This is a genomic window from Mesorhizobium sp. BR115XR7A (assembly GCF_020165315.1).
In the GTDB taxonomy this organism is placed as follows: Bacteria; Pseudomonadota; Alphaproteobacteria; order Rhizobiales; family Rhizobiaceae; genus Mesorhizobium; species Mesorhizobium australicum.
This window is the reverse complement of record NZ_JAIUHW010000020.1, coordinates 56,394-75,940: the sequence shown is the minus strand read 5'-3', so window position 1 is coordinate 75,940 and position 19,547 is coordinate 56,394. Positions and strand designations below refer to the sequence as shown.

Here is a 19,547-nt window from a genome sequence, read left to right as displayed (position 1 = left end):
AAGCGTCATTTGCCTGCCGTATGATCTGGATTGTCAAGATGATGGAGGGACGACCAGGCTGTCGGTCAGCCCATGTGTTTTTCCCTTGTAGGACTGATCGATCAAACCACGCCGACAAGGGCGTGGCCTTGATCTGGGTCAGTCGAGGCCCAACCGGCGTCGGATGACATAGCGGGCGAAGGCGGCGATCTCCTCATGGATGAAAGTCGGCAGGACGAGCCCGCAAAACAGCCCGTCCGACCGCAGCGCCTCGACAATTTCCTGGCGATCGACGCCGGCAAACATCGTGTCGTGGGCTTTTTGCGACACGCGAACCGGCTTTGCCCCACGCCAGTGCATCCGGCGGGCCGGCATGGTGCGGGCGAGCACGAACATCGGCAGCCAGGCGGGGTTCTCGCGAATGTCCGACAGATAGGTCGGAATGCGCACGGCGATGCGGCGCAGCACGCCGCCGTTTCGCGCGATGGCCTCGAGACTGGCGGCGCCAGATTTGTCAGGGCTCGGCCAACAGACAAACCGCGCCGGCCGACAGGGCGGCGACCGTCAGCAGCCGACAGGCTGCCCGCGCCAGGGGGCGAAGCCGGATGGCCGAGACCGCCTGAGCCTGGCGAAGAAAAAGCGGGCTCGGTTCACGAGCACCCGGCACGCGCCGTCAGGCGCGCGGGCGCCGTCAAAGCTTAGGCCAAATTGCCGCTTTCCGCGGATGCGTGGATGCCATGCCTGCGCTGCGGTTATCAGGTCGCAGGGCTCAACGCTCGGTGCCCCCGCCAGGCGTGCGGGCGAGAAAGGCGCTGAACAGGAATTCTCGTTCCAGGAACGGTCGTTCCTATTCCATAACGCGGTCGGCAGGTCGCCAGGGCCCCGTCGCTCGAGGTCCGATGCGAAGTGCGGTTACACATCCTGACGCAGCCAATAGAAAACATCCGCCGGTTTGAAGAGAAAGCCGGGATGCCTCGGTGCCAGCCGCTGATGCGAATCTGAAACTCCCCGACCTGTTCGGCGCTATCGACCGCATGCCGACGCCTGGCACGTTGTTGGGTTAGCGAAAGTTCGAGGGTTTTTATCCATCCACTAGCGAAGTGTTGGCAGAGCTACCCGACATGGGCGCTGAGGAGACGCGCTCGGCGATCGACGAGGCCTTATACCGCGCAGGCTGATGGGCGGCGTTTACCGCCCGGGATCGCAGGGACATGCTCTGGCGCTGGCATCAGCTGATCAAGACCATACCGACGACCTTGCTGCCATTCTTACGGCAGAGATTGGCAAGCCGCTTGGCGAAGCCAAGTCGGAGGTCTCGCATGCGGCGGCATATCTGCAATGGTAAGCCAAAGAGGCCAACCGCATCTTTGGCGAGACGATCTCCCCGCCCTCGACTGACCGGGGCATGCTGGGTGATCAAGCAGCCAATCGGCGTTGTTGGCACGATCACGCTATGGAATTTCCCGGCTTCAATGGTGGCGCGCAAGATCTCACCGGCTCTGGCGGCGGGCTGCACCGTGATCTTGAAACCTGCCGAACAGACGCCGCTCGTTGCAGGCGCAATGTGCGCGGCCGGCCTTCCCGACGGCGTCGTCAACCTGATCCATGCTTGCAAAGGCGATGCCGTCGGCCGCACACTGATTAACCGATGAACTTGATCCACAGGCGCTTGAACCATGCGACGATGGCCTTGAGCGCCTTCGGCCGGGTGCCGCGCTTGAGAAGGCGGTCATAGGCGCGGCCGGCTTCGATCTGCTTTTGATGAGGTGTAACGGAAATGACTGGAATGGGTCTATCATCGGTCTTGGAGCAAGGGCGTCTCGCACAATTTGGCTGACCTGGGTCAGCTTGTTCGGCGTTTGGTGTTTCGCGGACGCTCTGCTGACGTCGGCTGGTTTTCGCGATCCTTGGTGGTCAATTGCTGCGGACCGACAACGGACTTGCGGCCACCTGCAATGGGCAACTTCATCTGCGGGGCACGTCGAACCTCTTCCGGCGTCGGACGACGACGTGGCTTTCTTGTCTTCAGACCGGATTTGGCGTGCTCGTTGAATGCCTCACGCGCCAGATTGAGTTCTAGGAGATTTGCCAGGGCTTCATCTTCAGAGATATCCGCAGGCCAACCGTAGGCTCCGGCAACGGCGGCATCCAGGTCCGAGTGGGCGTCGACCAGCCACTGCGGACGCCGGTTGTAGAGGTTGGTCAGGGTACGGTCACGCAGGATTGCGTCCGACGCGATGTCCTTCGGAAGGATTCGATCCGGATAGCCGGGCACGACCTCGGGCTTGATCTGGACAAGGTCGCTCGGATTGAGCCACGCGTTTCGTATGTCATCAAGTCTCTTGGCCGCCTTTGATATGGCGATGGCTCGTGAATCCTTTTCATATCGGACAGCTGGGATATCCGGCGTGAGGCCCTCGGGGAACGGGAAGGTCTCGAATACCCCCGCACTATTGTAGGTTGGATCATTGCCGACGCCGTGCCACGAGCAAGTTCCGAAGCTCCAAGCCTCATGAAATCGGGAGTGAAGAATCCCGAAAAAGACATCGTCTGAGCGAGAAAACGCGAAGATGCGGGAGTCGGGCACTATCGCTTGATCAAGCCACACGAATGTCCGATGCTTTGCGACGCGAGGTGTTGCCATGTAACGCGAGTGGCCCTGCAAGGAAGCGTGAAAAGCCGGTCTCGGCTCCACGTGTCGCCACCAACGCTCGCGGTAGGCATCACGCCTGTTCTTTGAGCGCTCCGGAAACACATGCTCTCTAATGTGCTGGAACGGCGCCTCGTAGAGGGCAGCCTCCTGCTCGGACATCTCCCAGCCGAAATCCACAATCCACATGTCGCGGCCGCGGCGAGCGACGTCCATTCCATTGCGCCATGGACGGAGCACATCTGAGTTTGGCCTACCGTTGGGATTCATCGGCATCGAGAGCCAGGCCCGCGCCAAGCTACCCGGGACGTCGAAGGCACCGCCCTTCGTGTCGCCCATGAACGCTACGTTCTGGTTTTCAGACAGCCTGCGCGCCTTGGTCAAGTCGGTTACGCCGGCGGTAAGATCTGCGTTTATCTGTGCAACCGTCCTCCCATCGAGGCACAACGGGTCCTCGCCGTGGCCGAAGCAGATTAGGGATACTCGTACGGCTGCGCCATCGACGACCCACGGCTCGTCACTCCAGGCTTCGAATAGCCGGCTTTCGGCGATGATCCGATCCAACACCCTTCTGTTCGCTCCACCGCGTATGGAATTCGTCGTGACCAGACCCACTCGACGCGTTCGATCTGCTGCGACAGCGGCGCGGGATTTCTCCACCCAATAGCAGACGAGATCAGCCTCGCGAGAGACGCGCCCATCGTACACATCGAAAAGGCGATCAACCGTTGGATCGCCCAAGGCTTGCCGCATCAAACGCACGCCGACAAACGGCGGATTTCCTACGATGAATTCTGCTTCTGGCCATTCTGCTTCAGCATCTTCCGAGACTGGTTGCAGTGCAGCAAGAAGGTCTCCTTGTGCGTCACGAGCTGTATCAACGTCTTGGGCCTGCCTGACCAAGGCGTCTCGCCTTTCGATTGCATCTAGCTTGCGTAGGATTGGTATCGATTTCGAGCGTATCCCATTCTTGATCTGCCACTGAATGTCTCCGATCCAAATGGTCGTGCGTGCAAGCTCGGCCGCCATCATGTTGATTTCGATGCCGCGCAGGATTTCAGGCCCTACGAGCGGAAGCTGAGCGGGCATGCCGAGCATCTCGCAGTCGAGGTTGGCGCGGTGTTCGATATCCTTCACACCCTGGAGAGCGAGGTATAGGAAGTTTCCAGACCCGCATGCCGGATCCAGGATGCGGAGCTTTCGCAGCCGTTCCGTGAACCGGGACCGTACTTCGGCGGCCGCTTCCTCCCGCTTCATCCGGCGGGATTGCTGCCTGCGCATTGGCGGCTTGCGATTGCCATTCAGGAGTTCGACAATCTCCCGCCTTGCTTGTTCCCATTCCTGTCTCAGAGGCCTCAGGATGACCGGATCGACAAGACGCATAATTTTTTCTGGATCGGTGTAGTGCGCGCCGATCTGGGCGCGTTTTTCCGGGTCCAGAAACCGCTCGAACAGAGTTCCGAAAATCGTCGGATCGATGAGGCCCCAATCGAGGCTGTCTGCGGCGACAAGCAAACCAATGTCACCGTCATCGAGCCGTAGCGCTCGGCGACCATCAAACAGGCCGCCGTTGAACCATGTGATGTCGGTCAGGTCGAACTCGCCGCCGCGCTCCATTGCTTCAAACAGCTTGTCGAGGTAGCTCATGGCTCGTTCAGGAGCACGGGCCGATCGCTTCAGGAGCTTCGTGAACAGGCCATCAGGCAGCAGGCTGACACTCTGGGCGAAAAAGCAAAAGACCAGCTGATTTACGAAATGAGCAATCTCATCTGGTGTGCCTCGCCCCTGAACGCGGAGTGCGATCGCGGAAAACTTGTCTGCTGCCTCCTTGGTGACCGCCGCGCGTGTTCGGGTCGGCCTCAGCTTTTCCGGGCTGAAGAAGACGTTGTGCAACATCTCACGCGCTGAAGGTTCCGCGAGGTCATCTAGGGTGATCACGTATGTGGACGGAACGGTGTTCGTCCAAGCGGTATGGATGCGAAGGCGTTCGATGTCGCAAACGATGTGTAGCGGCGGGCTCAAAAGCGCCGGCGCGTATCGCATCAACTGGAGGAGGGCCTCGTCGAGGTTTCCCTTCTTACGCTTGTACTCCCATGCGAAGTGACCCTTCTTCCAGACGTCAGCAAAACCTTTACCCCCTCCGAGCTTGTTCGCACCTTTCTCGAACGCGAAGAACGCGCCGGTCGGGTCCTCATCGCTCGGAGACGGATGGCCGACCAGCGAGCAGATATCGAGGAAGTGTTCTTGAGCTGCCTGCCGCTCGCCAAGTTCCGACTTCCTCCACTTCTTGATGAAAGCAGCAGGCGTTATGGGCGTGAGCCCTGCGGCACCCAGACTCATTACACATCCCCTCCGACACAGTCATCGGACCCAGCAGAAGAGGTTGCCAATAAAACTCTGATTATTGGTTAATATTAGTCACCGATGCATCAATAATTTCCTCGCCCTGACCTATTATTGTGTAGCATCAGAAATAGGGGACACCATGCATTGTGGCAGCGGTGATCACACGACTGGAGTGCATTTCCTGGTTTCCTGAAGCGCTTTCCATTCGACTTCCGGCGCGGAAAAAACGCGTCAGCGAGCGCCCGACTAATTAAAGCGCGGCGCGCTGGCACTGGACCGCGGCAGTTTGCGGGCTTCTACTCGTGTTCCGGTGGATGGCAACCCACGCTTTGGCTCAACATGGTTTGCCTATTAATTGCCTTCGTGATGCCCCTCGGCGGCCAGCTTCTGCTTGCTCTTGCGTACTCGGATCTCGATACGACGCCTTTCTGGAGCGTCGCCTGACTGAGCTCCATCCGTGAGGCGATCATCCGGCAGGATCAGTTGGCCGCCTGACATGGGTAGGATGTTCAAATGATCAAACGCCGGTATCTTTTTCAGAACGGACGCGACGGATATCGCTCGCGCGAGGCCTAGCCCGGCATTATCACCCGGCTCCATTTCGCTGACGCTCTCATCCCCAGAGAGTACGCGCCCCAGAACGAAGTCCATGTTCGACTGCCTCGACAATCGCTGCTCGTCAGTGTGGCCAATGACCTCGACGACATCGACATCGTATTTTGCGACGATATCGGCAATCTGCTCGGCAATAGCGCCCTCAAGCTTGGCCTTAAAGGCCGGTTTGAGTTCGGCACTGCTGACTTCGAAGGAATAGCCCTTGGCTTCGCTCAGATTGATGATCGGTGGCAGATCCTTAGGCTGCCGTGTCGTTTCAGCGAGTTCCTTTTCGGCTTCAGCCAGCTTCCGTTCGGCTTCGGTCGCACGCTGATCTGCTGAGACTAGCTTGCGTACGTCGTCGGCTGAGAGATTGTTGTCTCGGACCGCGACTGTGGCTTCCGCCAGCTGAACTGCTTCGTCGGCCGACAGTCCCTTTTGCTCGATCTGCTCGATCGCTTTTTTGGCGAGGACGAGCTTTCGCCATTCCTCATCAGGCACTTTGTGCCCAGTGAACCGCTCCATGAGCTCGGCAACCTGGGCCAGCAGGTTCTTGTTCTCCTGCTTGAGTTGCTGAACCACTGCTTCGCTGCGGGATACCCTTTCAAGGGCAGTTTCCAATTCGGCCTTCTTCTTTGCGACAATGGCGCCTGCAACCAACAGCAGGCAGAAGACGAGCAGGAGCATCGTTTCGGCCATGGTGAGCCCGAGGATCAAGCCGCGGGCATAGCCTTTCTTTTCGTAGCCGACCGAAGCTCCGCCGGGTTCGTTCAGCGCCACCATCTCGGCCTCGGCTGGACTTTCTCCACGATCGGCTGGGAGGCCTGCTGCCCGGCATCAGCGCCGTTGGCTGTTGCCGTTGCGCCTGGCTTCTCACCCTGCGCAGTTGCCGCCGAAATGGGGATGAAGATGGGAGGTTCAACAGACGGTTCATTGGCGTGCAAAGGTGCAACCGGAGGAATTTCGTGCGGGACGGACACACGATCGCGATCGAGGATGCGGGATAGCAGGTTCGTCGTACTGGCGTTTTGCTCAGCCTGCTTCTCAAGCCTCTCCAGGAGGAGCTTCTGATGCGCCGCCATCCTCAAGACGGTATCCGAAAGCTTGTCGGTCCTTTCCCCCTGCTCTTTGGAAAGCGCCTCAGCCCGCTCGGTGAACCTTCCGACAGACGCTGCAAGCACCTTGAGAACTGTGACGACATCCGTCTTGAGGACCTCGTCCGGAATAACCACGTTGGCGAGCTTCCCGGCAACTATGTCGGCCTGCGCCTCGAACTTCGAGATCGTGCCAGCCATGGAGGCATTCGCCGTGTCGAGCGACGCTGCGACTGTGTCGACCTTTTCAGCGACACCTGAAAACCTGCTTTCGATACGGCCGAACGTGTCATCGAGGCTTTTGGCTATCTTCTCCGAAGTCTCCTGGACGGGCTTTATCGCTTTGGCGGCCATACCCTCGAAGGCCTGTCGGACCTGATCGCCGTTCTTCTCCGCCTGTCGGGCTATTTCGTCGAAGCCTTCTTCCAACATCTGATTGCAAACCCGGCGGAAGTCGGCGAACTCACGCGCTACGCTTTCCATCTCGGTGCGCACGCGACGTGTCATGTCCGCGAGCTCGTGACGGGCAGCCCGTTCCACGTCGGCGGGGTCGCGTCGGACCTGATTGTGGAAGATGCGCAGCGCGATGCCTGTGATGGTCGACGTCACGGCAATGCCGAAATTCCTGACGATTTCGTCGGTCGATGCGTCTGTGCCGAACTGGTAAAGCGAGGTGCCCAGGCTGGAGAGCGTGAACAGGAAGCCCATGTAATAGAGGTTGTCACCTGTCTGCTCGTCGTGAACGCGCAACTTCCCGACGTACCAGGAAAACGCGAAGTAGCCGATCATGATGCCGATCGGCACCGTTGACGAGATAACGGGGCTTATGCCGGCGGTCTTTGTGACGGCGATGAAAACGCACCCGCCTACCGTCAGCGCGATATAGAAAGCCTGCGGGAAGATCCACGTATCGAGGAAGGATTGTCTACGCGCGGCCATGGGTTACATCCCTTCCAGCTTTGTAAAGTCGCTGAGATTGCCCCCGTTCTCCGAAAACCACTGCGTCCAAAAATTGGCGTGGTCGACGGACGGGAACTTCCTTTCCGGCCTGTTGAAATAGAGAATGGTTACGTCGGCGCCGAGAAGATCGGTCCTAAAGCGCGAATTCGCTGGGCTTTTCTTGAAGGCGTTGTAGTCGGCGCCCGCTTTGTATTGGGAATAGGCGGGCGTGTTCTCCATCATGTCCGACACGAGGACCAACCGTTTTGGAACATTGTCGAACATGCCGTTGTCGAACAGGCTGAGCTTCAGTTTCTGGATGCCAGCCATGATCGGCGACTGATCAGCCTGGCTATCCGCCGGCAAGTGCTCCGGCAGTTCCTTGAGGGGCTTGTCGAAGGCCTCTTCCCAGATTCTCTGATGCTTTCCGGGATTGCTGGTCCAGACGTCAACCGTTGAGCCGTCTCCCGGATTGCATCGCGCGTACAGCTCTTTCAGGTCGCCAGGCACCGCTGTCAAGGTGCCAACCCAGAGGTAGCCGCCTTGCTTGATTGAGCCGGCAATCTGCCTGAATTTGTTGGCAAGATCCTCCATGGTCGCCTGCGGGACGGGATCAGAGGTGTCAAAAAGAACAGCGGTGACGCTGTTCGGTCCCGCCTTTGTCGGGCAGCCCGTCTTTGCGTCTGTTTCCAGCACGTCCCGGGCCTTTACGTTGAGCCAGACGTAGCCGGAAAACATTGCGAGCGAGGCAAGTCCAAGCAGGATTGCTCCGACAATCGCTCCAACGCCTTTCCCGCGCGAGCTCCCTGCCCTGCGACGGCTTCTAGGCCTGGCCATCGAGCGTCTCCGGATACAGCTTGTCGAGGTCGCGATACTTTTCGATCCCGGACTCGCATTCCTTGCCCACCTGCAGCATCTGCTCGTTCAGCGCCTGCTGGGCCGCGGCAATTGATGAAGCAAGATCGCTATCCTTGATCTCACCATCGTTTTGGACAATGGGCTTGGTCTTTTGGAGTTTAAAGGGCTGGGAGAAGTGTTTTGGAGCGGGAGTTTTGCGCGCCCGAATGTTTGCTTCGCGGTATTTTGAAAGCAGCTGGTTGCAACTCCTCTCGAGCTGCTCTTGATGTTCATTGAACAGAGCCAAAAGCCGCGCACGGCTGGATAGGATTGCAGCGTGTTCTCTCCTACGGCTGCTTAGCCCCTTCAAGATGTCTTCGACCTTGGTATTGTGGTCGTCGCGCAATTCGATGAGGCGGTCTATGAGGTCGGCTTTGGTATCGGTGTAATCCTGCCGTCTCTCCCGGCGCCTTTTTTCCACGCCGGCATAACCTGGATATGGATCGAGAACGAACCAGCCGTCGATGAAGGCGATGATAGAAAAGAGCAGACCGACCAGGAAGAGCATCCACGATCTCACCTCCTCAAGCCCGAGCGGGTTATGGAGCATTCTCTGGACCGCAATGTTGCCAGCTCCGTCGGCGAGCGTTCCGCTGACCTCACGATAGTGCGCAAGCAGCAAGTTGATCCCGAGTGCAATAGCGGCATAGAGCAGGATGAAAACGGTTCCGACAAGCTTCCCTCCCCAAGACCGATGGGTCACCCAGCGCACGCAGAAGATGGCGAAAATCAACGCGGACACGATATTCACGAAGGAAAAGGCGAATGCTTCCGTGGCACCACCGAGGAAGCCTTGGTCGTTGCCCTTGGCCAGAAAGGATCCGTTGAGATACGTCTCGACCAGCAGGAGGAAAATAAGGAGTGCCACCCTGAAAAGATGGGCTGTTCCTTGCTGCAGCCTGGCAACGCGTTCCAAGCGGTGGTTCTTGCGGAAGCTGGAAAGCTCCGTGGTTGCCTCGTGAAGGTCGGTTCGCTTGGCGTGAAGGGTATCCAAACCGACCGCTATTTCTCCCTTGAAGTCGGACAGGCTTGAAGTATTGGCTTGCTGAAGGAGGCCGAACTGCTCCTCAAGGCCCAGGTTCGCAACGCGGCCGGAGAAGAGGTGAAGCTGATCCTCAAGGATCTGGTGGGCCGCCTTTTTCTCGTCCTGCACCCTTTCGACGATGGAATGTTCGACCTCGTCGAGGGCCTTGGACGAGGACGATGGCTGGTCTTTTTCGCCATGCGCCGTTCCCTGATCGTCGAGGTCCATATCCCGGGCAATCTTGTCGACGTTGAGACTCGGGAAAATGTCTGCCCCCACCCTATAGTCGTGGTTCGCTTCCATTATCCGATTGCGCAGCTTCTCGAGCGCTTCAAACCTCGCAACCAACGTCTTTACCCCTACGATCCAACCCTGGAAAACACATGCTTGCGGCACGCCGCGCGCTTCAGCGCGCAGCAATCCCGCAATCGGCGTCTGTCATATCCGGCTTGCCCCACCCAGCAGAATGCAAAAAACCCATTCTGAATGTGCTCGATAGTACATCGACGCGCTGCGTGCAAACTAAAGTAGTGGTTCGGTCCCCGGAGCGATTCCTTGCAACCAGCGCGGGCCGGCCATGGTCTTTCGCATCCGCGTACTTTGAGGCCGCTACCGTTTGCTCCAGAGAGTTATTGACACACTGTGTTAACGCGATCGATCAGCGCCCGGCCATACAGAAAGATTCTCAACCCTTGTCACCCGCCAAACCTAGACCAGCGCCAAATTTGATAGCATTCTAGTGATGGGGAGAATAGCTTGGACAAATCTCGCTACAAAAATCGCTCGGGTCAGGGGCGCAAGGGCAATGGCGTGGGTCGATCACGCGCCTGGCGTCGCGCAAGCGTGCCGTTGAAACTGGTCTTTCTGACAGTGGCTGCCGCTACCGCCTTAGCCACGCAATCAGCCATGCAGCACACCGACCGAATACCAGACATTGGCGTTTCGAACTGGTTCGGGTCGAAGCCGGAGCCGATCGCTGGCGTCGCGTCCGTTATCGATGGGGACACGATCGAAGTCCATGGCCAGCGGATCCGCTTTAACGGCATCGACGCGCCGGAGAGCAAGCAGTACTGCAGCGACGCCAAGGGATTCGACTATTCCTGCGGGCGCCGCTCAGCCGACGCACTGGACGCATTTCTAGCGGCCTCCAGGCCGGTGCACTGCACCTTCGTAACTTGGGACCGATATCACCGGTTTGTCGGTGATTGCCAGCGCGCGGATGGCGTCAGCGTCGCCTCCTGGATGGTCGAGCACGGCCAGGCTCTGGATTGGCCCCGCTACAGCCACGGGGCCTATTCAGCGCAGCAGGCGAAGGCGGAGGCCGCGAAGCTCGGTCTTTGGCTCGGAACGTTTCAGGCGCCCTGGGAATGGCGGGCTGTGCACGCCGGTGATGCGAGGCCGTCGAGCCAGCCACTCGGCATCAGCAGCCGCCCACAGGTAGCGCAAAGCTTTTCATGCCAACCGCGGCGGACATGCTCGCAAATCAGCTCTTGCGACGAAGCCCAATGGTATCTCAACAACTGTCCATGGGGCGGCAAGCTGGATCGCGATGGCGACGGAATTGCTTGCGAGACACTCTGTTGATGGCGCTGGGCAAGATGCGGCTACAGTGCAAACGCCGTAGAGGCGGCGGGGATGAGAGAGATGGTGTTCTTTGCAACAATCGGACTTCTTGTCATCGCCGTGAGCATCCCCATTGCCGCCATGTACGCCTGCGGACAGTTTGTCGGACAGAAACCGGCGGCATGTCCGTTTCCGAGTGGGTGATGCTGGCGTGGGTTGCCGGATCTGCCGTTACCGGCCAGGTCGCCTTGCTGGAATTGCTGAGCCGCAAGCCTCTTTCGTCGCCCGCAACTGACTGACAGTTTCAATCCGCTGACTCTTGCTTGCCTTGGGTCGTGATCGGTGAGGCCTCATGCCGTTGACCCATCGCCACAGCACGCCAGTGCATCGCGAGCGCAATAATGCCCGCGAGGGTTAGCGCGCCAAAGATTGTTGGCTCAAGGCCCGGCAGCACCGTCGCGCTGCCGATACACGGCTTGTCGAGCCCCTTGTCAAATTCAGTGCAGATACGAGCGGGATCGTTCAGCGTCCGGAGCTCCGACCAATCCCAAAGGCTGGCGCCTGGGTCCTTCTTGCCGTCGTTCAGCATTACCGTCGCGGAGAGAAACGTACACCAGAAATAGACCAGCGCGATCGCGGGCAGCACGGAGAAAACCACAATCATCGCGCCTTGATAGACGCGGCCTTCTCGCGAGCCCGTCTCGATCGCGTCGAAGCCGACAACCGGTATCCGCGCATGCCAGTGCGAGCCGCCGCGTGGGGCATAGACGCGTCCAACAAGTGAGGTTAGTGCGAGCAAAATCGAACATATCGGGATTGCGATCATTACTGCAGGCACCCTCGCCTTCATGACCAGCTTTGCACCGAAAATCTCTTCCCCGCCTTGCGCTACCACCCAAGAATTCAGGGTGTAGTAGAGAAGCAGCGCACTGAACACAAACCAAACCTTGCTAAGTTGCGATTGCGTCATTTGCACCCCTTTTTCGTTTGGTGGGCCGTCCCTGGCCTTGGTCAGCGACAGCCTATTTGCACCCATGCATCGTCAACTCGTGAGATTGCAACTCATTCGGCATACGGGCTATTGACCTACTAAATCAGCTGATAGCGCCATATCGAAATTCATTTTGAGGCGCGCACTGGCAATCAGATTTTTTGGCCCGACAGTGATATCGAGTAGTTCGATCGACGGCGTGTCAGCGGAAATCTTCAATCCCGGAACGTTGGTATTGTGAACGGCCTTCAAAATCTCATCGGACGCGTCGTTGAACTGCTTGTTGAGATCGACTCTCGAATGAGCCTCTAAATCTGCCAGGATCTGGGTTTCGAACAGGGATTGTGCAGCCTTCCAGAAAGCGTTGTCCAGGACGGTCGCGAAATGCAATTCGTTGATGGAGATCGCTGTTCCAGTTTTCTCGACGCGGGGTAGGCCTGAGAGGTAAACCCAGCCGGTCGTATTCAGGAACTCGCCCGGCAGCTTTGCCTGTACCTTCAAGCCCACCACGACAGAGCTGGCGCTAGGATAGAGGTCAACATCCTCGACCTTCACATCGACGGCGCCGGCCGGTGTCTGCTGCTGAAAATCGCGACCCTTAAGGTTCTTTGACAGCTCGTCCAATAGCAATCCGTAGGGAGCAGCTGCTTGCACGGTGATATCGGCTTGACTTCGATCGGCTGATGTTTTGCCCAATGGCGGCAGAGACAGGGACTGTGTGGCAACTGGCTCTGCGGCAAGACTGGTCTTTGCTGCGACACGCACGGTCATCTTCATGCCTTGCGCTTCACCGACCAGGCCCGAAAAGCTCGCCGCTGTGGGGACGATGTTGAGATAGACGGGCGTGCTATCCGGGCGGTCGATCTTGATCGCAATGGCGTGCCATTGGGCCTCAACCTTTGACCGAAGCGCACCACAAGGCAGAGCTTTGGTGATGGCATCCTGTATCTTGGCGCGGTGGTCATTGATCTGGCCGTTCAACACGTCAGCCAGTCCAAGATTGATTGGCCCTGCGCAGACCTCTGGGTGGCCTAGGCTCCCAAAATCAAAGCCGAGACAGTTTTTGCCCACGACTTCCACCGAAGCACTGCTCACCCATCTGCCGGTCGGGGTTCCCGTGAGCACGGGGCACCACTTATCGTTCATGTCGAGCTGCAGATCGACGCCGGGGACCAGCCGAGCCTCGAAGTTCTTTCCGGAAAGCGAAAGCAGTTTGGCAAGGTCGCCGCCTACGCCGGCCTGACCGCTGACAAACAGCGGCTGTTCGACGTGAACGCCATTGCCCGCCTGGGCCACGACAAGAGGGCCATCCGTTTTGATGTCAGCGTGCCAATGATATTCGGCGCATTGGTTCGTAGTGCCAAGGCTCGGAGCGGTAATATCTGGTACTTCAGCGCAAATACGGACACCGATCCAACGGCACTCAGTATGATGTCCCACGTGTCCGGGATTAATATGAGGAATACCGACACATCCGATTTGACCATCTCCTTGCACTGGAACGGATTGCGGTATCTTCGATTGGGCTGCTTGCACTAGCGTCTCGTACGGGATTTGCGCCAACAGCGTGAGAACGCTGTCCGACACGGGTGCCGGTGGCACATCGGCAGTGCCACCATGGGGTGGCGCCTGGAAGAGATTTTTTTCGCAGCCCGAAACGCCAACCAAAATGAGAAGGCCCGGAGCGAACCGACGAGCGGCGGCGGCAAAGTGAGCGACACGCAACTTCGTGTCCGGTCTGGTACGCGCTGTCATGGACATCTCCCCCAAGAATGCTCTGCACCCGTTGAAGCGGCGGCACTGAAAGTCACCGCTTTGTGATCTCTACGTGATCGAATGACCTTCAGGTCCCCCTATGCGCAGGCAGGCACCGAAGCTCCTGCCGCCAAAGACAGCCGAACAAGCGATCCCGCCATAGAACTCTATTCTTCACATTGACCGCACATTACTCTTTGTTGCATAGTGACGTAAGAGGAGGTTTGGATTTTTTTAGAAATTTATAGAGGAAGAGCGAGTTCATAATGACCATCGTTTGCAAATCTGTTAGCCGCTTAAATATTAAATCGTTTGAACTATTCATCCGTTGAAGTTTAATCGTTTAACGTAGAATCTCTTAATCACTATCATCAAATAGAGTCCGCTAGACTTTCCCTATTTCCTTGGAGGAAGGAATCTCCCATGGTTACGACTAATTTGTTCGACGAGCGCCGCCGCGCGGTAATGATTGCGGCTGCAAAACGATGGAAAGCGCAACCCCCAACGCCCGCGACGACGCAAGTGACGCCTTCGGAACAGGCGCGCTACGACGCTCGCCGTTCGAGCTTTGATCAGGCGAGTGAACTGAAGGCACAAGGCCGTCTTCCGGTGTTCGTCGAGCGGAAGATGGGGCCTACCCTTGACTGGTACACCTTGCCGCCAGACGATGCTGCCCGAGCCGCTGGCCGGCCGGTCGCCCGCATCGTGGCCAACGTCGATCCGAAGGTCGACCCGGTCGGGTTTGCGACCGGGTTCATGGTTTCACCTAACGTTCTTCTGACAAACTGGCATGTGTTTCCGGATCCCGGCTCGGTACGAGGAACCGGCGCAAATTTTCTTCATGATGAGACGGCATCAGGTGTCGCCCGCGGCATCATTTTCGAGTTTGATCCGGACGCCCTTTTCTTCTCGGCGGAGGATCTCGATTTCGCGCTCGTCGCGGTGAAGCCGAAGGCAATCACCGGCGAGCTTCTCTCCTCTGTCAACTTCCTGGCGATCAACGGATCGCGGTCAAAGATCCTGCCCGGAATGCCTATCCGGATGATCGAATATCCTGATGGCGGGCCAAAACGCTATGCGATGGAGAATTGCCGGCTGCTCGAGCTGCGGGAGGACGGTTTCCTCCGGTACGAGACCGACACCGAGGAAGGATCGTCGGGCTCGGCCTGCTATTCGGAAATGTGGGAGGTCGTCGGTTTGCACCACGCCTCCATTCCAAAAATGCGTGGCAATACTATTCTCAATAAGGACGGTTCGGCATGGTCACCTGGCCAGCCGGATGACGGGATAGACTGGATCGCGAATGAGGGTGTGCGCATAAGTGCGTTGGTAAAGGCCTTCGGCGGGCTTGTACCGACCACGCCCGCCTCCAAGCATCTTTTGGACGAATTGCTGGCCAACACGACCGATCCTACCGATGAGGTCGCGAAGCTAGCGACGCCTCGCGCGCCAGAAGCCCTTAGTCCTGTGTTACCTGATCCCTCCAAAATTTTCGCAAACACGAAAGGAAACGTGATGGGCGGCGTTACCATGAATTTTTCCGGACCAGTGACGATTTTCGTTGGTAGCGGTGTGCCGGCATCACAGCTTCCACAGGCGACGGCCGCAGTCGCGACAGACGAGGCGCTCGAGAAAGCACTGCGCTTCGACCCCAATTACGACGATCGAGAAGGCTACAACCCTGACTTTCTCGAAAACGATATCACCGTGCCGCTGCCTCGCATTTCGCAGGAGCGGGACCAGGAGATGTATAAGGAGAATGGCCAGATCGTCGTGCTCAAGTACCATCACTTCAGCCTGGCGATGAACGCTTCCCGGCGCATGCAGATGTGGTCGGCGGTGAATGTCGATTACGATGCATCGAAAAGGACCTCCAGCGGCCGCGCCTTCTTCGGTCAAGATCGTTGGGTGTTTGACCCGCGAATTCCCCAGAAATACCAGTTGGGCGATCCCGACATCTACGCGCCCGCCAAACAGATCGACCGGGGTCATATCGTGCGTAGGGAAGACAATGCCTGGGGTGATGCGCCGACGGAAATCGAGTTTGCCAATTCCGACACGTTTCACTTCTCAAATTGCACGCCGCAGCACGCGGCCTTCAATCGCTCCCAACCGGGAAAGCAATGGCCGGGAGTTCAAGGCTTGTGGGGCGGTTTCGAAAACCACATTCAACGCGACTTGCAATCAGGTGACACGCGCGCCTGCATCATAGCGGGTCCGATCTTGCACCCGAACGATCCATCCGAAGATTTCGGGACCGGCCCGGTGCAGTATCCTCTTGTCTTTTGGAAAGTGGTTGCGGTCTCGACGCGCGATACCAATGGGCGCCGGTCGCTACGCACCTACGGCTTCAGGCTTTCCCAAAAGGATGTCGTCGACCGGTTCGGAGTGGAATTCGCGCCCGGCGAGTATGCACGCTATCAAGTCGCCCTGTCAGCCATAAGCGATGAGGCCGGCGTTATTTTTGACGATGTTCTCTTGCGCGCCGATACCCACGCCGACGCGTAACGTGACACTCGGCGTGGCAACGATGGCCAGCCGTCGCATGCTGTAGACGCTTCGGTCCAGAAGGCCGCCGCTCACGCGGCGGCTGCTTCGGAGGCGCTGAAGCGCAACAGATAGTCTACGGCGCGTTGCGCGTGCGCGGCGGCGGCGGCGAAGATCGCTCGTTTATCGTCCTTCAGCGCGGCCGACTTCGACGCCCTCGCCTTCGAGCTCGACATCGGCAAATGGGAGATGAATCGCACGCACTGGGCGATCAAGGACGTCAACCTGCCGAAAGAACTGCACGCTGCGCGGGGCATTGCCTTGCCCTCGTGGACGCGGCAGGCCAGCCGCGCCGTCGACATCACCCAGCACCATTTCGATGTTGGTCTCTCGTTTCCCGGCGAAGCCCGCGGGCTGGTCGAGCAGGTGGCCCGCGAGCTCGAGGCGAGTCTCGGCCCCAACGCCTATTTCTACGACAACAACTACGTCTCCCAGCTTGCCCGGCCATCGCTCGACACCCTGCTGCAGGACATCTATCGCAACCGCTCCAAGCTCATCGTAGTCTTCATCGGCGCCGACTATCAGCGCAAGGACTGGTGCGGCGTCGAGTTCCGCGCGATCCGCGAAATCATCATGGCTCGGGACGAGCAGCGCGTCATGTACGTGCGCGTCGACGACGGCGCCGTCGATGGCGTGTTCCGCACCGACGGCTACGTCGACGCGCGACGCTTCAATCCCGCTGAGATCGCCCAGTTCATCACCGAGCGCCTCGCCCTCATCGCCTAATCGTCGGTGAGCCAGCCCGGCGTCACGGCGACCGTCCGGCGGTCGACCAGGACGCGACGACGCCTCGGCGCGCCGGGATCGGTGAGGCGCGGCGTCACCGAGACAATGGCGACCTTCCAGTCAGGCATGCCCGGCTGGGGCGCGGCCATGACACCGGACAGGACCGTCAGCCCGCGGCGCTCCAGCTCGGACACCGCGGCAAGAATGTCATTGTAGAGCTGGCGCCGCCCTCGCCCCGACGACAATGGCTCCTCGACGATGTCGGAGAGGATGAACGAGGCGAGATCGAGCCATTCGCCGAGATTAGCGATGTGGTCGTCATGGGTGTCGGGCACGCCGGGACGGTGGATGAGATAGGCGTCGCACTTCGCGGCATCGCGGATGGCCTTGTGCGTCTTCATCGGCGACACCGCCACCGGTTCGAGATGGCCAAACGCCTCGACGAGGTGTTGTTCGGCCGCCTTGTCCGGACCGATCGGCAGGCGCGGCGTGGTGAACGCGCCCGGCGCGTGGCCGAGCGCTTGGGCGATGCGGTCGAGCGCCTCGTCGCTTACCTTCTTCGCGCGTTCGACGCGCTCGACCGTCGACAGCGAGACACGCGCGAAGTCGGCGAGCGTGGTGGCTTTCCACTGCTTGAGATGGCGACCCCAGCGCACCACCATGGCGACGAGCTCGATCGCCGGCGGCGTGGGCACATCGACCGGCTTGTTGGGCAGTTCCTTAATCTTGTCGAGAAGTTCCTGGGCATTCATGGACGAGGTCTCCTTTCGTGCCCGCGAACATGCCTCAACTCCGCCGAGCAAAAGAGGTCGAAACGCCCTTCAGCACGCATCAGCTCCCGACGCATCCCCGCCGCCCGCGCACCTGTCGGTTGAATCCCGCCGGTCTGTGCCACGCTTGTCAGCGCGTTGCCCCAATCCGGCCGAGCCCGCGCGCTCCGTCAGCGAGACGATGATTCTGTCGAGGCGGCGGAGCAGATCGTCGTAGGGGACGATGTCCATCATATTCACATATTTCCGCTTGATCACCTCCAGGTCGAACGATTGGTTCTCGGTGAGCCCGCCCGTGCCGTCCGTTCGGCGATCGCGGCCGAGCAGAAGCAGCGCCTTGGGATTGGTCACCCGGATCTGGAGGCCGGCGGGAAGTGCTGACCCGTATCGCTTCGACAGTTCGCGCTCCCCCTCAACGCCCCATTTGGAGAGGTGGAACAGGTATTTCTCGGCCTGCATGATGGTGCCTGACAGCTCCTTGGTCGGAACGCTGTTGCCACGATACAGGCGTATCTCGAGCAGCTCGCCGAAGGCCTCGACGGCGATGCTGTCGACCCGGTCGCCGCCAACGACGATTTCGCTGCCGGGCTTCAGCTTTGCAATGCGCCGAAAGATGCTGATATTGCGCTCGGCGACAAAGACCTTCCGGTCCGGCGCGATCCCCTCCGCGACGATCAGCACATCGTTGTCGATCCCCAGGATCCGCCCGGGAATGCGGTGATATCCGTCTTTTGTGGTCGCGAACCGAAACCGATAGAGCGGTCGATCGTCCTCGTCCGCCTCGTCGTCGTGAGCGGCACCGTGCGCCGTCTCCGCCACGAGGTCGGAACTGCGGAAGAAGAAGACCCGGCTCAGCGTCACCTTGCCCGCCGCCTTGAGCTCCCGCGTCACCCAGGCATTGCCACCGAAGTGCGGTTCGTATTCGAGCGTCACGCCCTTGCTGCCGACCTCAACGAAATCATCACACGTGCTCCTGCACTGGCTGCCACCATCCTCTTCAACCGGCGCCACGACTAATGGCGACAAACCGGTCTCGCACTATATCGGTCCGCCCTGCCGGGCCGCGGACATTTCCCTCAAGGAAATATTCGAAGTCGCCGTTCTGAAGCAGGACTGTGAACTGTTCGGCGATGAACCGGTGGACTTCGGCCTCTGCAGCAAGAATCTCGTCCACGATCTCCGGCCGCCCGTCGACAATGAGGAGGATATCTTCCATGTCACGGCTCATGAACAGATCACCTGCGCCGCGCCCGAGATAAGCTTCCAGCTTTGTCGCGACAAATAGTTCCGGGGAAAGCTTTTTGATCCTGAGCGTATCGGTCAATTCATGGGTTACTGCCGTTTCGATCCCAGCTGCGTACCAGTGGCTAGTGAAGCCGAGTATGCCGGCATCGTCCGGCATAAAGTCGACCTTGAGGTCCCGCAGCCGCATCCGGCAGATGACGTTGTCCTCGGGGGACTCAGCGAAACCTCGCTGCCTCAATTCTTCCCGCAACTGCGCCCACTCTCCATAACCGGCAAGATCGACGATGAGGTCGACATCGTCAGTCGCCCTCACATCCTCAAGGGTCACTTCGTCTGTTATAAAAAGAGCGGTTGTGCACCCGCCGACAAAGACCAGCCGTTCCCGGAAGTCTTCCCCCAAAGCTTCCGCCACCGTCTGCAGCATCAG

General features: G+C 59.0%; 13 protein-coding genes and 2 pseudogenes. 4 read left to right on the top strand and 11 right to left on the bottom strand.

Annotation, left to right across the window (positions count from 1 at the left end; translation table 11 throughout):
* Nucleotides 1–171 precede the first annotated feature (171 nt).
* Nucleotides 172–465: pseudogene (locus LB557_RS29795) on the bottom strand (hypothetical protein); the annotation flags it as partial.
* A 725-nt stretch (nt 466–1,190) separates the two neighbouring features.
* Here LB557_RS29795 and LB557_RS29790 point away from each other — a divergent pair.
* The gene (locus tag LB557_RS29790) at nt 1,191–1,631 is read left to right on the top strand and encodes an aldehyde dehydrogenase family protein (protein WP_318013387.1); all 441 of its coding nucleotides are present in this window, start codon (nt 1,191–1,193) and stop codon (nt 1,629–1,631) included.
* Between the two features lie 191 nt (nt 1,632–1,822).
* Here the strand turns inward: LB557_RS29790 and LB557_RS29785 are convergent, their stop codons facing one another.
* The 5 genes from LB557_RS29785 to LB557_RS29765 all read right to left on the bottom strand — a co-directional run bounded on the left by LB557_RS29785 (nt 1,823) and on the right by LB557_RS29765 (nt 9,943).
* Nucleotides 1,823–4,969: a class I SAM-dependent DNA methyltransferase gene (locus LB557_RS29785; RefSeq protein ID WP_063827839.1), complete on the bottom strand. Its 3,147-nt coding sequence runs from the start codon at nt 4,967–4,969 to the stop codon at nt 1,823–1,825.
* A gap of 357 nt (nt 4,970–5,326) precedes the next feature.
* Nucleotides 5,327–6,352, bottom strand: coding sequence for an OmpA family protein (locus LB557_RS29780; RefSeq protein WP_027033359.1), 1,026 nt, complete (start codon nt 6,350–6,352; stop codon nt 5,327–5,329).
* On the bottom strand, nt 6,340–7,602 hold the full coding sequence (locus LB557_RS29775) for a hypothetical protein (RefSeq protein ID WP_051371558.1): 1,263 nt from the start codon (nt 7,600–7,602) through the stop codon (nt 6,340–6,342). Before LB557_RS29775 ends, LB557_RS29780 begins: the two co-directional genes overlap by 13 nt.
* Before the next feature lie 3 nt (nt 7,603–7,605).
* Entirely contained in the window at nt 7,606–8,439 is an 834-nt protein-coding gene (locus LB557_RS29770; protein WP_027033358.1) for a hypothetical protein, read from the bottom strand.
* Nucleotides 8,426–9,943, bottom strand: coding sequence for a hypothetical protein (locus tag LB557_RS29765; protein WP_224713143.1), 1,518 nt, complete (start codon nt 9,941–9,943; stop codon nt 8,426–8,428). The genes LB557_RS29770 and LB557_RS29765 overlap by 14 nt, the downstream gene beginning before the upstream one ends.
* A gap of 336 nt (nt 9,944–10,279) precedes the next feature.
* Here LB557_RS29765 and LB557_RS29760 point away from each other — a divergent pair, with 336 nt between their 5' ends.
* Nucleotides 10,280–11,107: an excalibur calcium-binding domain-containing protein gene (locus LB557_RS29760; RefSeq protein ID WP_173424400.1), complete on the top strand. Its 828-nt coding sequence runs from the start codon at nt 10,280–10,282 to the stop codon at nt 11,105–11,107.
* Between the two features lie 283 nt (nt 11,108–11,390).
* Here the strand turns inward: LB557_RS29760 and LB557_RS29755 are convergent, their stop codons facing one another.
* Both LB557_RS29755 and LB557_RS29750 read right to left on the bottom strand, forming a co-directional pair.
* Complete coding sequence (locus LB557_RS29755) at nt 11,391–12,122, bottom strand: hypothetical protein (protein ID WP_027033356.1); 732 nt, start codon at nt 12,120–12,122, stop codon at nt 11,391–11,393.
* Between the two features lie 42 nt (nt 12,123–12,164).
* Entirely contained in the window at nt 12,165–13,832 is a 1,668-nt protein-coding gene (locus LB557_RS29750) for a DUF4403 family protein (protein ID WP_157279973.1), read from the bottom strand.
* 423 nt (nt 13,833–14,255) lie between these two features.
* Between LB557_RS29750 and LB557_RS29745 the strand changes: the two genes are divergently transcribed.
* Entirely contained in the window at nt 14,256–16,340 is a 2,085-nt protein-coding gene (locus tag LB557_RS29745; protein ID WP_032933002.1) for a DNA/RNA non-specific endonuclease, read from the top strand.
* Nucleotides 16,341–16,514: 174 nt separating this feature from the next.
* Nucleotides 16,515–17,105: pseudogene (locus tag LB557_RS29740) on the top strand (toll/interleukin-1 receptor domain-containing protein); the annotation flags it as partial.
* On the opposite strand, the gene LB557_RS29735 reads toward LB557_RS29740, so the two are convergent.
* From LB557_RS29735 to LB557_RS29725, 3 genes are all read right to left on the bottom strand, one after another.
* Nucleotides 17,102–17,857, bottom strand: coding sequence for a multiprotein-bridging factor 1 family protein (locus LB557_RS29735; protein WP_027033353.1), 756 nt, complete (start codon nt 17,855–17,857; stop codon nt 17,102–17,104). The pseudogene LB557_RS29740 and the gene LB557_RS29735 overlap by 4 nt on opposite strands.
* A gap of 69 nt (nt 17,858–17,926) precedes the next feature.
* Nucleotides 17,927–18,886, bottom strand: a complete 960-nt coding sequence (locus LB557_RS29730) for a Shedu immune nuclease family protein (RefSeq protein WP_027033352.1) — start codon at nt 18,884–18,886, stop codon at nt 17,927–17,929.
* Entirely contained in the window at nt 18,873–19,544 is a 672-nt protein-coding gene (locus LB557_RS29725; RefSeq protein ID WP_318013386.1) for a hypothetical protein, read from the bottom strand. The genes LB557_RS29730 and LB557_RS29725 overlap by 14 nt, the downstream gene beginning before the upstream one ends.
* Nucleotides 19,545–19,547: the final 3 nt, after the last annotated feature.